Source organism: Vibrio frigidus (genome assembly GCF_042465995.1).
Classification (GTDB): domain Bacteria; phylum Pseudomonadota; class Gammaproteobacteria; order Enterobacterales; family Vibrionaceae; genus Vibrio.
This window is the reverse complement of sequence record NZ_JBCDMC010000001.1, coordinates 378,842-391,792: the sequence shown is the minus strand read 5'-3', so window position 1 is coordinate 391,792 and position 12,951 is coordinate 378,842. Positions and strand designations below refer to the sequence as shown.

Annotated in this window: 10 protein-coding genes and 1 riboswitch; of the genes, 8 read left to right on the top strand and 2 right to left on the bottom strand. The window is 41.3% G+C overall.

Annotated elements, in window-relative coordinates:
• Window positions 1-56 precede the first annotated feature (56 nt).
• The 4 genes from AACW90_RS01715 (at window position 57) to AACW90_RS01700 (ending at window position 3,905) form a co-directional block, all read left to right on the top strand.
• On the top strand, window positions 57-962 hold the full coding sequence (locus tag AACW90_RS01715; RefSeq protein WP_390229887.1) for a DMT family transporter: 906 nt from the start codon (window positions 57-59) through the stop codon (window positions 960-962).
• A gap of 89 nt (window positions 963-1,051) precedes the next feature.
• The gene (locus tag AACW90_RS01710; RefSeq protein ID WP_390229884.1) at window positions 1,052-2,752 is read left to right on the top strand and encodes a vWA domain-containing protein; all 1,701 of its coding nucleotides are present in this window, start codon (window positions 1,052-1,054) and stop codon (window positions 2,750-2,752) included.
• Complete coding sequence (locus AACW90_RS01705; protein ID WP_390229881.1) at window positions 2,752-3,300, top strand: sigma-70 family RNA polymerase sigma factor; 549 nt, start codon at window positions 2,752-2,754, stop codon at window positions 3,298-3,300. The genes AACW90_RS01710 and AACW90_RS01705 overlap by 1 nt, the downstream gene beginning before the upstream one ends.
• A complete protein-coding gene (locus tag AACW90_RS01700; protein WP_390229878.1) occupies window positions 3,297-3,905 on the top strand; it encodes a hypothetical protein in 609 nt (202 codons plus the stop codon). Before AACW90_RS01705 ends, AACW90_RS01700 begins: the two co-directional genes overlap by 4 nt.
• Before the next feature lie 88 nt (window positions 3,906-3,993).
• On the opposite strand, the gene AACW90_RS01695 is transcribed toward AACW90_RS01700, so the two are convergent.
• Together AACW90_RS01695 and trpS are read right to left on the bottom strand one after the other, a co-directional pair.
• Complete coding sequence (locus AACW90_RS01695; protein WP_390229876.1) at window positions 3,994-4,428, bottom strand: hypothetical protein; 435 nt, start codon at window positions 4,426-4,428, stop codon at window positions 3,994-3,996.
• A 238-nt stretch (window positions 4,429-4,666) separates the two neighbouring features.
• Window positions 4,667-5,677, bottom strand: coding sequence for a tryptophan--tRNA ligase (gene trpS, locus AACW90_RS01690; protein WP_390229873.1), 1,011 nt, complete (start codon window positions 5,675-5,677; stop codon window positions 4,667-4,669).
• Between the two features lie 392 nt (window positions 5,678-6,069).
• Window positions 6,070-6,169: riboswitch (purine riboswitch) on the top strand.
• A gap of 23 nt (window positions 6,170-6,192) precedes the next feature.
• Between trpS and add the strand changes: the two genes are divergently transcribed.
• From add to AACW90_RS01670, 4 genes are all read left to right on the top strand, one after another.
• Window positions 6,193-7,188 carry an adenosine deaminase gene (gene add, locus AACW90_RS01685; protein WP_390229870.1) on the top strand — a complete coding sequence of 332 codons (996 nt, stop codon included), beginning with the start codon at window positions 6,193-6,195 and terminating at the stop codon, window positions 7,186-7,188.
• Window positions 7,189-7,483: 295 nt separating this feature from the next.
• Window positions 7,484-7,840 (top strand): ribosome hibernation-promoting factor, HPF/YfiA family, encoded by a 357-nt coding sequence (gene hpf, locus AACW90_RS01680; protein ID WP_195705922.1) that lies wholly within the window; start codon window positions 7,484-7,486, stop codon window positions 7,838-7,840.
• Window positions 7,841-8,114: 274 nt separating this feature from the next.
• Window positions 8,115-11,318, top strand: coding sequence for an EAL domain-containing protein (locus tag AACW90_RS01675; protein ID WP_390229867.1), 3,204 nt, complete (start codon window positions 8,115-8,117; stop codon window positions 11,316-11,318).
• A gap of 231 nt (window positions 11,319-11,549) precedes the next feature.
• Window positions 11,550-12,932 carry a ferredoxin reductase family protein gene (locus tag AACW90_RS01670; protein ID WP_390229864.1) on the top strand — a complete coding sequence of 461 codons (1,383 nt, stop codon included), beginning with the start codon at window positions 11,550-11,552 and terminating at the stop codon, window positions 12,930-12,932.
• The last annotated feature ends 19 nt before the right edge of the window (window positions 12,933-12,951 follow it).

Here is a 12,951-nt window from a genome sequence, read left to right as displayed (position 1 = left end):
GGTACTAGTTGATAGTGGACTAATCAATCACATAAGTACTCTGAGATGCCCTGACAATGAACATAGCAACCGAATCCAGACAACGTTATACCTTTACGTTTCCAACCACCGAGGTCCTGTTACTGCTTGTCGCCATCGTATGGGGAACCAGCTATGGCTTGACAAAAAGTGCGCTCACTTACACCTCGGTACTGTTGTTTATTGCTATACGGTTTTCCATGACTTGTTGTTGTCTTCTCCCTTTTGTTTTGAATGACATTGCAAAACAAAGGAATAAGGATTGGATAGTGTCATTACCAACCGGGTTTATATTGGCCGCTATCTTCTTCTTTGAGGTTTATGGCGTAAGCAAAACTACCGCAGCAAACGCCGCATTTCTTATTAGTCTCAATGTTATTTTTACGGCCTTTATTCAGAACATAATCAATAAAGAAAAGCCGAGTGTTGAGTTAATAACACTTTGTGCCTCGAGCGTGTTTGGGGTATTGCTACTCACTGACTCTTTCAACCTGAGTATCTCACTTAACGCAGGCGACTACTGCATCCTTAGCGCTGCGGTACTTCGCGCATTAATGGTCACAACAACAAGACGATTAACCAATGGCAAGCAAATAGCGAACACGACGCTTACTTTTGTTCAGTCTTTTGTCGTCGCCAGTTGCTCCGTTATCGCACTCTTTACCACGGTAGAATTCTCCGTAATATCTCTGCCAACCGAACTTAACTTTTGGCTATACGTTACTTATTTAGTCTTATTTTGTACGCTGCTGGCTTTCTTTGTCCAAAACTATGCGGTCAGAAAAATTTCTGCCACCAAAACGTCGCTGTTAATGGGTAGTGAGCCGTTGTTTGGTGCACTATTTGCGTATTTTTGGTTAAACGAAACCTTTACCGCACTGCAATTGTTCGGCGCCGCTATTATTTTGACTAGCGTCATTCTTACTGCCAATCGAAATATTTAGCTTCAAAAATATATAGAAAATAAATAACCCCATCTGAAAACTCATCCGTTTGTATAGGAAACAGACTGAGTACACAGAAGGAAATACACATGACTTTACGCAAGATATCAACGGTATTCACGGCGCTGACAGTAGTGATGGGTTGCAGTGACCAGATAGCTAACGAGCAAGACCAAACATCAAACTCAAACACACAACAGGCCGCCACAACCGAAGTTGTTACTCGTGAGACAATAATTCACGCTATAGAAGAACAAGAAATGTATGCTGCGGCAGTATTGGAAAGACAATCAAAATCTAAACTGTCTAAACAAGCCGTGCGTTCTACGCACGTATCTCAAATGGATATGATGCTCAGAGTAGAACCGCCGACTTACAACCAAGATCGTGACAACTACTTTGAAAGTGTCAGCAATAACGTGCATCAGGTACTTAATACCCCGCTATCCACGTTTTCTATTGATGTGGATACTGGCAGTTATGCCAACGTTCGTAGTTATCTCAATATGGGTCGTAAACCCCCTACCGATGCTATTCGTGAAGAAGCTTTCATCAATTATTTTGACTATCAATACGCTGCATCACAGGACAAAAATCAACCATTTTCGGTTAATACCGAAATTGCACCCTCTCCTTGGAACGAACATCGACAACTGCTTCGAATCGCACTTAAAGGTTATGACGTCCCTCAGGCGGAACGTAAATCTTCAAATTTGGTTTTCTTAGTCGATGTTTCAGGCTCCATGAATGAACCGAATAAACTGCCCTTACTGGTACAAAGCCTTTCCATATTAGTTAAGGAGCTGAACGAGAAAGACACCGTGAGCTTAGTGACCTATGCTGGTCATTCGAGTGTCGTACTCCAACCAACAAAAGGAAATGAAAAAGAGACCATTACCAACGCGCTAAAAAGCCTGTCTGCGGGAGGAGGCACCTACGGAGAAAGTGGCATTATGATGGCCTATCAACAAGCACGTGCTAATTTCATCAAAGAGGGGGTAAATCGCGTAATTTTAGCAACAGATGGTGATTTTAATGTTGGTATAGCGAGCATTGATGCACTAAAAAAGATGATTGCCAACGAACGTGACAAAGGGGTATCACTAACAACACTCGGCTTTGGTCGCGGAAATTACAATGATGCGATGATGGAGCAACTCGCCAACATTGGTGATGGTAATCATGCATATATTGATACCTTACATGAAGCTAAAAAAGTTCTACTCCGTCAAATGAGTGGCACATTACAAACCATTGCGTCGGATGTGAAAATTCAGATTGAATTTAACCCAAATATTGTCAAAGAGTACCGTTTAATCGGATATCAGAACCGTATTCTAAAAGACGAAGACTTTAACAATGACAAAGTAGATGCGGGTGAAATAGGAGCGGGTCATACCGTAACGGCACTATATGAAATCACACTTGCAGGCGAAAAAGGCCAAATAGACGACCTGCGGTACGATCGCAAAGCTATAACAACAGAAAAATTTGAAGGTGAGTTAGCGCAAGTGAAGGTACGTTACAAGTTACCAAAGTCAAAAAAGAGCGTTTTGACCACGAGCATCGTAAGCAGCCATCAGATAAAAGAACGCTTTAATCATGCCAGTGAAGACTTCCAATTTGCTTCTAGCGTTGCTGCATTTGCTCAAAAGCTCAAGGACAACCACTACTTAGATAGTTTCTCCTATGAGAAAATTGCTGATATTGCCCGAGAAAATCGTGGCAAAGACCCGTACAATTATCGTGGAGAATTTATTAGCTTAGTTGAATTAGCACAGAGTCTTTAATGATAAACAGAACCGATGAACAACTAATGGCAGCATTTGGGAAAGGCGAGCAAGACGCTTTTTCCGAGCTGTATCAACGGCACAAGGACCCGCTTTATCGATATTTTGTGAGGCAGCTTGAACCCTCACGAAATGCTCACGCGGAAGAGTTATTCCAAGACGTATGGTTTCGAGTTGTCGATAAGCGAGAGTCTTATACACCGTCAGCCAAATTCACCACTTGGTTGTATAGAATGGCGCATAACTTGATTATCGATGAATATCGAAAACGCATGTCTGAAAATGCGTATAGCGCACAAATCAGCAATGAAGAATTCACTGAATTACACGACCCAACCGAACAAAATAAAGGCGCGATAAAACACTGTATGTCACAGCTTGCCCCCCTTCAGCGAGAAGCCTTTTTATTGCGATACGAATCCGGTTTCGAATCAGCGCAGATCTGCACGATTGTTGACGCAAAACCAGAGGCGATAAAAACCCGCCTTCGCTATGCATTAGATCAGTTACGCCAATGCCTAACACGCAAACTAGGAGGTCAAGAATGAACCGACCACTAAAAGATGAAGAGATGGTTTCGCTTTACCAACAAGGCGCAACAGAAACACCTTCAAGTGAACTGGATGAAAAAATTATTGGCTACGCTAAGCGACAAAGCAAAAAACAGAAAACGTGGTGGCCGCACATAGGATTAGCAGCATCGATCACTTTTGTTGCACTTCTTGCGCCTTGGAATTGGCTAGATCAGACGTTGCAAAATCCGACCGAGCAAGAACAATATAATGCGCTTCCACTTATGTCAGAAATTGAATCCGAAAATCAATTAATGCGTGACACGCAAAAACTGGAGTCTCGCAGTACCAAGGCAAAAAAGGCCGAGTCTGAAGCATTATTATTACGTTCAATACAAGAAAATGCATTGCAATCTGAGGCCAATAAAAGGTTGATGAAAAACAACGACGAATCAGACATAACAATGGATATACCAGAGACAAAAGAACATTATTTGTTTGAAGAAATCGAATGGCTATTGGCCAATGGTGAAAAAGAAAAAGCACGCGAACAATTATTGGAAATGCTCAAAGGTGACCCAGAAATTGAAGAAAGATTACCCCAAGAATTGAGAGACTTGCTCGCAAGCAAACCGAAATAACACAATTTGAGAGTTAGGTTTCTATCATCACAAGTCTCATCGCTTTGTTGTAGGGCAACAAAGCGATGGGATCTTACTCAGCCGCGAATTACAGAATTTTCGCCGTCAGTTTACCGACTCGACTTTTAAACTTTCGCGATTCATCTAAATAATACTTGTGTTCTTGCATATAAGAGTCATATCCATTTCTTACATTGCATTCATCTTGTAAGCCATTAGATTTCTGCAAGTAATCATTGAGTAAGGTGACTTCTCCACTGTGCATATTGTTATGAACGATCGGGCGAAAATACCCTTTATCAAGCAACTTTGAACTCACTTTCACTCGACACATCGATTCCACACTCCTTGCTTTATATAGATTTTTTTGAAATTGATTGGTGTTGAGATGATAGGTTTTGGCCGCCGATTTGATATAGCTTAATGCGTAAGTAGAAAAGGACGCAGAGAGCAATATGACACCCGTTATAAAACAAACAATTTTAAGTAAGGTCTTGCTGAACATAATAGTCGTATTCTTCATGGTCGCCGTACTGGAGATACATTTATACGTTACGGATTACGACACAATGTCAGCCACTGGTAAAAGAGATACATCTAATAACAATGTGCATTTATACTTCATGCACAATATTTGATAAATACGTAAGAATAATGGATAGACTTTTTCCTATTGTTATTATGGAAACTAAGGGAACATATAAAAGCAAGGTTATATGTTCCCCCGGCAATGAATACAAAGCCCGCAGTTTCGCTTTCTTTCAGAATATGTTTAGACCATAAATATCTTTTACATCGCTGAGGACGTCGTTGGCTTGTGCATTAGCAACATCTGTCCCCGCATGTAATATGTTAGCCAGTTCTTGCCTATCTGATAAGAATACCTCACGTCTTTGTCGAATGGGCAATAATAGTTCTTGAAGGCACTCTTCTAGAATTTTTTTCGTTGTACCATCACCAAGCCCGCCCCGCCGATATTGTTCTTTTAGGCTTTGAACATACCCTTGGTCTTCACAAAAAGCGTCCAAATAAGTAAACACAACGTTACCTTCTATTTGGCCAGAATCTTCAATCCTCACATGATTCGGATCTGTATACATCGACTTTACCGCAACACTTATCTCTTTAGGTGTAGAACCTAATGAGATAGTGTTTCCCATTGATTTGGACATTTTATTTTTACCATCGGCACTTGGTAACCTTGGCATATGGCTAAGCAATGGTTCACACTCGGTAAGGACCGGCCTGTTCGCGAGACGATTGACCTTTCTAACAATCTCATTCGTCAACTCAAGCATGGGAAGTTGATCATCACCAACGGGAACGGTATCAGCTCGAAACGCCGTGATGTCCGCCGCTTGAGAGATGGGATAGGTAAAGAAACCAGTAGGGATAGATCGACCGAAGCTTTTAGATTGGATCTCATTTTTCACGGTAGGGTTTCGTTCTAATCGCGCTACAGACACGAGGTTACTATAAAACATCGTAAGCTCTGCTAACGCAGGGATCTTAGACTGTAGACAAATAGTTGTTTTAGCGGGTTCAATACCCACAGCCAAATAGTCAGCAACCACATTCAAAATATTGCTCGACACTTTTTGAGGATCAAACGCATTGTCCGTAAGGCCTTGCATATCGGCGACCAAGATAGTTTGATTGTTATTATGTTGTAATACGACGCGAGGCTTAAGAGAACCAACGTAATGCCCTAGATGTAAAGCGCCTGTCGCTCTATCACCCGTTAAGATTGTCTTTTTCGATAATGTTGTCATTTTTTATCTCCAGTTTGTATGCCACCGAAGATAATAAGAGGGAGAAATGGTTATCGTTTTTGTCCCCAGCTACCTTTCGGCGGCTAGTGAACACAATGATTCGACGCCGCTCTAAAAAGAGCGCCACCAATTAATAAGATGTGAAGAAACAGTCGTGATTTTAATTTTATTCATAGTCTTTCAAACTATCAGAGCGGCACTTAGCTGTCAAAGAAAAATAGAGAGTCATCTAAACAACTAAATGTACTCAAGAAAATGAGCGCCTCATTACCAAAATTCGATATCATCAAAGTACGACAATATTTGAAGCTTACTTTACATCGGCAATTAATTTTACCGATTAAACTATTAGAGTAAAAAGCCATAATTGCAGAGCGAAGTTTAGAATGCTAAACTCCTGCGGAAAATTACTTCGTATAATCCCAATGATATGGTTTGGGAGTTTCTACCAAGGGCCAATAACTCTTGATTATGAAGTCTGTAACTTTATTTACCACCAATAAAGGTAGAGGCTCATGAACTATTTTAACCTGCCAAAAATCGATCTTCACTGCCATCTTGACGGTAGCGTCCGTCCACAAACTATTATTGATCTCGCTAATCAACAAAACCTAAGCTTGCCGAGTAACGACATCAATGTAATTCGTTCAATGATGATTGCACCAGAAACTTGTCAGAACCTTGACGAGTATTTGAAGCGATTTGAACTTCCGCTTTCTGTCATGCAAACCGAATATGGTATCGAACGTATCGCTTTCGAGGTCTTTGAAGACGCAGCAAAAGAGAACGTAAAGTACTTAGAAGTTCGTTTTGGGCCATTATTACATCTTCAGAGTGGTCTTAACCTTGATCAGGTATTGTGTAATGCAATTAAAGGCATGAAAAAGGCTGAAGAACAGTATGATATCAAAGGTAATTTCATTCTTTCAGTATTAAGACATATGCCTAAAGATAGAATTAATGAGGTTATTGATGCAGGCGCAAAGTACTTGCATAACGCCGTCATTGCATTCGACATAGCGGGTAGCGAAATACCAGGATTCAGTCATGAGTTCGTGCCTTATGCAAAGTATGCCCAAGACAAAGGGTATCGAATTACGATTCATGCGGGTGAGCAAGGTGATGGTCAAAATGTACACGATGCCGTCTCACTGTTAAATGCTGAACGCATCGGTCACGGTATTGGTATTAATGCTCACGAAAATGCTTATAAATTGGTTAAAAGCGACGCCGTTGTACTGGAAACATGCCCCAGCAGCAATATCCAAACCAAAGCAGTCGATAAGCTTAGCAACCACCCATTAGAAGCATTCTATAAAGATGGTTTACTCGTTACGATAAACACCGATAACCGTACCGTCTCCAATACCACAATGACGGAAGAAGTTCGTAAAGTTATGGAGGAGTTTCAACTACGTCGTGAAGATTATTTTGAAATCTATAGAGTAAGCGTAGAACGCTCATTCGCCTCTGATTCTGTAAAACAACATTTATTAACCTTCGCAGAATAAACCCATATTCGTACTACGAACTTATAACGTGGTGAGTTAATTGCCCTCACCACGTTATGCCCTTCATTAGAAACTTCTAACATAGCGATTTATGGCCACTCTCGAATATCATTTACGAGTTTCGCCTGAAATAAATGTCCACAACAACCTTGTGGTTCTTGAATGAAAGGTTAAATCCTGCTCAATTCACTTTCATAACACAGTACTCAATCACATATATGCAAATATACACGTGGTCAAACTGCGCTGCGTTTGCTAAGTTTAAGTGACACAGTGATTGAAAAGGTATAATTATATGAAAGTAAATGTTCAAACACATCACGTTTCAATTAATGACGACTCACGTAAAGAAATTGAAAGTAAATTTGAAAAGGTATCCGCTCACTTTCCACAACTCATCAGCAGCGACATCATCATTACCAAAGAGCATGGACAATACGATGTGGAAATTTTTACCAATTATGAGGGTGTAAGGGTTTCAGCAAAGTCGACTAACGCTATCATGTATCCTGCGATTGCGGCAACATTGAAAAAACTAGAGACAGGTCTAAGTAGCCGTAAAGGGCAATTAAAATCGGACCTTCACGAGAAACCAACGAGCACGAAACCAGAGATTGCTTCAGATATTATCCAAGAGATGAAATTACTTTAAGCAACGACAAATAACCAGATTCATATAGCCAGCAAATTAATGCTGGCTTTTTTACACCTAAAATACAAGAAAAATACACAACGATCTCTTCAACCTTCCGCTCGCTAATGAATCAATTACGACAAAGGTTCTGTTCAAGTTAGCAGTTCGAGAATATACCTGTGCAAAATCTATTTTATTGTTCCTATACTAATAATTACAGTACCTTGATAGAGTGGACAACAAGCCTCCCTTCTCATTCGCTGGATAACAAATAGAATAAAAGGTGCAATAGTTGGATACGATTGCTTTAGAAAAAAAATGGGTCTCCTTAAGCGGAGCTGCCTTTCTGTGCCTAATTTTGGTTCTAACCTCTTGGGTTTCACCGTCGTTGGCATCGCAAATCGCTATATCGAAAAACTCTGCATCGGAATCATCTGTATCAAACCCGTCGGATCCCAACGTTGTTTATATACAGTTGCGTTGGCATCATCAATTCCAGTTCGCTGGCTACTACGCTGCATTAGAAAAAGGCTTCTATAAAGACGAAGGGATCGACGTTCAAATTCGTAACGGTGATCCAAAACGTCAACCAGTAGCTGAAGTATTGTCAGGTCGCGCACAATACGCGGAAGGGAACAGCGAAATCCTTTATCAGCGCTTGCAAGGCAGGCCCCTCATCGCTCTTGCATCTATATTCCAGCATTCCCCTTCCGTACTACTTACATTAAAAAGTTCAGGCATCCGCTCTGTACACGATCTCATCGGTAAAAAGGTCATGCTTGCCAATAAGAACGAAGATGCGGACTTTTTAACCATGCTGGTCAACGAAGGTATTTCCGTTTCACAAATCAATGCGATACATAGTAGCTATCAGCTTGAAGACCTTATATCTGGCAAAGTAGATGCCTTCAACTCATACACCACTAACGAACCGTATTTTCTGAAACAACGTAATATCGAATACAACATTATCGATCCAGTATCTTACAGTGTTGATTTTTATAGTGATATTTTCTTTACGTCTGAGCACGAATTACGTAGCAACCCCAAAAGGGTTGAAGCGATGACCAGAGCAACATTAAAGGGTTGGCGTTATGCGATGGATAACCCAGAAGAAATAATCGAACTTCTATTAACAAAATATAAGGTGCAGAAAACAAGAGATCATCTCCGTTTTGAAGCCGAAGAAATGCGTAAGTTGATTATTCCTAACCTAATTCAAATCGGCCATATGAACCCTGAACGTTGGCAGCATATGGCCAATGTTTTTGTGACAGCCGGGCTAATACCCAATGACGAAAACCTTGATGGCTTCATCTACGATACTAATCCTAGTCGATTACCCGACTGGGTATTTCCAGTGCTCGCCGTCGCACTAGTCATCGTACTAGGCACTAGCTCCTTTAACTTTTATCTTCATCGATTTAATCAGCGTATTGCCCACGCAAAAAAGACCATCCAAGAGAGCGAAGAACGGTTTAAGGCGCTGAGTAGTGCGACAAATGGCGGAGTGATCATTCATGATGAAGGTCAAATACTGGAGTGCAATACTGGTCTATCTGACATGACTGGCTTCAGTTACACGGAGCTTATCAACATGAATGGTCTTGAGCTGATCGCACCAGAATGCATTGAAACCGTCTTTGACAAAATGCGAATCGATTATACCCAAAGCTATGAAGTCATTGGTATGCGTCGTGATGGGTCTCAATATCCACTGTCAATCAAAGGCAAAAATATTGTTTACAAGGAACGGAATGCAAGAGTTATCGAGTTTCTCGATATCACCGAACGTAAAAAAACGGAAGAAAAATTAAGGCTTGCCGCTAGTGTATTCACTCATGCACGTGAAGGTATTATTATCACTGACACTTCAGGCACCATTATTGATGTCAACGACACCTTCACTCATATCACTGGTTATTCTCGCGAAGAAGCGATAGGTGAGAACCCTCGTATTCTCCGTTCCGGTCGTCATGACCAAACATTCTACACTGAGATGTGGACATCGCTACTCAATAAAAAGCAATGGTCTGGAGAGATCTGGAACGAGCGTAAAAATGGAGAGTTATTTGCTGAATTAGTCACTATCAGTGCTGTAACCGATACCAAAGGTCAAACACAAAACTACGTCGCTCTATTCTCAGATATTACCCCAATGAAGAACCACCAACAGCAGCTCGAACATATTGCGCATTACGATACCCTCACAAACCTACCTAACCGCATATTGTTGGCGGACCGCCTGCACCATGCAATGGCCCAAAGTGAACGACGGGGACAATCTCTGGCGGTTGCGTATCTTGATTTAGACGGTTTTAAAACGGTGAATGATTCCTATGGTCATGACGTAGGTGATGAACTATTGATCGAACTTTCTACACTGATGAACCATTGTTTACGCGACGGGGACACCCTCGCTCGCATCGGTGGCGACGAATTTGTGGCCGTTCTCGTCGACATAGAGGAAATGAGTCAGTGCACGCTAGTATTAGAGCGATTATTACAAGCGTCCATGAGCCCCATCACGATCAAAAATAATACGTTGCAAGTATCCACCAGCATCGGCGTTACATTGTATCCTCAAGATGGCGTCGACGCTGACCAATTGATGCGTCATGCCGATCAAGCAATGTACATTGCTAAACAGACAGGAAAGAATCGCTATCACCTGTTTGATATCCATAAAGACAAATCTATACAGACACAACGAGAGACTATCGAACATATCAAGCGAGGGCTCGATCAACACGAATTCGTGTTACATTATCAACCCAAAGTTAACATGAGAACGGGTGCTATATTCGGAGCGGAGGCTTTGATTCGCTGGCAGCACCCAGAACGAGGGTTAGTCTACCCGAATGACTTTCTACCAATCATCGATAACCACCCGATCAGTTTGGAAATAGGTGAATGGGTTATCGGTACCGCACTGACTCAGATGGCCAAATGGCAATCTGCAGGGCTCAATATTCCCGTCAGTATCAATATAGATGCTTTCCAGTTACAACAACGAGACTTCATCAATAAGTTATCCACTGCACTGAAAAAACACCCGACGATCAACCCGAACTCTTTACAACTTGAGATATTAGAAACCAGTGCGTTAGGAGACCTTGTAGAGGTATTAACCATAATGAAATCGTGTATCGATATTGGTGTAAGCTTCTCTCTTGATGACTTTGGTACTGGATTTTCTTCATTGACCTACCTAAAACGTTTGCCAGTAGATCAACTAAAAATCGATCAAAGCTTTGTTAGAGATATGCTAATAGACCCTGATGATCGCGCTATCGTGGTTGGCGTCATCAGCTTAGCGTCTGCTTTCAGTCGTCAGGTAATAGCCGAAGGTGTTGAGACCATTGATCATGGAACCCAATTACTGTCTATGGGTTGTGAACTCGCTCAAGGTTATGGTATTGCGCGTCCTATGCCAGCGGAAGATTTACCCAAGTGGGTGGCGAAATGGAGCCCAGATGCGGCTTGGAAATCATGATGCTATGTTACAAAGAAGCCACGCTTGATCTCCTCTAAATAATAAACACTAAAAAGTAAACTTACTGCTCGGACGTTCAGGTGTTTTCAAGTCCACATAATAATCCCCCCAATATCTGACAATTTCTTTATTTCTCCATTATTCCTTCAATATCCGGCTAGAGAATGATTTTAAAGTGAACATATTGATTCATTTTCTGACCTTAGTATTTTCTTATATTGGAATGCACCTATGGCAACATCTTCTGAAAACAACAATATCGTCCACAGTCGAGGACCACTGATATTAAGCAAAAAGAAAAAAATGGCCGTGATCTATTTCATCGGGCTCTTTATCCCCTATGCTATATCACGCACGGTCAATATGGATAATAAAGGCATCTATGCTTCTATCCTCAGTATTATTAATCTGCTAGCAATGATGGCATTTTTTGTTCAGTTTCCTTTGGCAAGCCGATTAAAACAGATCCCTTTCTTTGCCAACATTGATTGGAATATCTCAACGCATAAAAAAGTAGGCCAATGGTTAAGTGTAATATTTCTTTCGCACCCTATCCTGATTCTTGCCCCACGATTTTTCGTCTCATTTGACGATGCTTTCGTTAGTATTGTCGATACCGTTACCTCTCCGAAAATGCTCACTGGCGTTATAGCATGGTGTTTGATGATCGTCTGGATCCTTACCTCAATATTTAAAAATCGTCTTCCAGTACGCTACGAAACCTGGCGCTTATCCCATGTCGTTGGGTTCGTAGTTATCGCTATTATTGCTACCCTACATATAACAAACATAGGCAGTCATGGTCAGTTCCAGTCTCAGTTTAACTTTGTTTGGTGGGTGCTATGTTCGCTGTCTGTTTTAATGGTTGGCTATAACTATTTTGTTAAACCGACCCACTTGAAGAAAAATCCTTTCACATTGACCCACGTAACTAAAATCAGCAGTAGCGATTGGTTGGTTACTCTAGTAAATAAAAACCGTAATGATTTCAACTTTGAAGTAGGACAGTTTGTGTGGCTTAACACCAGTGGGTCGACTAAGGGAGTAAATGAGCATCCATTCTCCATTGCTTCATGTAAAAAAGACCTGCCTAGCCTCTCATTCATTATTCGCGAATTAGGTGACTACACTTCGACACTTGGTGCTTTAAAAGAAGGACAAGATGTCTATGTCGACGGCCCTTATGGAAGCCTCAGTTTAAAAGATAGCGAAGGTACACATGGCATTACCCTTATCGCTGGAGGTGCGGGGATTGCTCCTATGTTAAGCCTACTCAGAGAACTGGCGTACAAACATGATTCTCGTCCAGTTCGACTCATCTACGGTAACAATAAGCTCGATCAGATGGTGTGTCAGCAAGAGATTCAACAATTAGAGTCTGAAATGGTTAATTTTCGCCAACAGTTAGTCTGCATTGAAAAGACAGACTTAAGCGATGTTCATACCGGTGTAATTGATAGAGTGTGTTTAGAAAACAGCATCAACCCTAATCAAAAAGGTAACTGGGCAATCTATTCATGCGGTCCTGCACCTATGATACGCGCCGTTAACGAGCACGCGAAAGTATTAAGGATCCATAGCGATCAAATTCACTACGAACAGCTCGCTTTTTAAGTAACAACAGAATTAGGAA

Excerpts from the sequence above, each read along its gene's own strand:
- AACW90_RS01710 (WP_390229884.1), top strand. The coding sequence starts at position 1,052 with ATGACTTTACGCAAGATATCAACGGTATTCACGGCGCTGACAGTAGTG.
- hpf (WP_195705922.1), top strand. The coding sequence starts at position 7,484 with ATGAAAGTAAATGTTCAAACACATCACGTTTCAATTAATGACGACTCA.
- add (WP_390229870.1), top strand. The coding sequence starts at position 6,193 with ATGAACTATTTTAACCTGCCAAAAATCGATCTTCACTGCCATCTTGAC.
- AACW90_RS01705 (WP_390229881.1), top strand. The coding sequence starts at position 2,752 with ATGATAAACAGAACCGATGAACAACTAATGGCAGCATTTGGGAAAGGC.
- AACW90_RS01700 (WP_390229878.1), top strand. The coding sequence starts at position 3,297 with ATGAACCGACCACTAAAAGATGAAGAGATGGTTTCGCTTTACCAACAA.
- trpS (WP_390229873.1), bottom strand. The coding sequence starts at position 5,677 with ATGACAACATTATCGAAAAAGACAATCTTAACGGGTGATAGAGCGACA.
- AACW90_RS01695 (WP_390229876.1), bottom strand. The coding sequence starts at position 4,428 with ATGAAGAATACGACTATTATGTTCAGCAAGACCTTACTTAAAATTGTT.
- AACW90_RS01670 (WP_390229864.1), top strand. The coding sequence starts at position 11,550 with ATGGCAACATCTTCTGAAAACAACAATATCGTCCACAGTCGAGGACCA.
- AACW90_RS01715 (WP_390229887.1), top strand. The coding sequence starts at position 57 with ATGAACATAGCAACCGAATCCAGACAACGTTATACCTTTACGTTTCCA.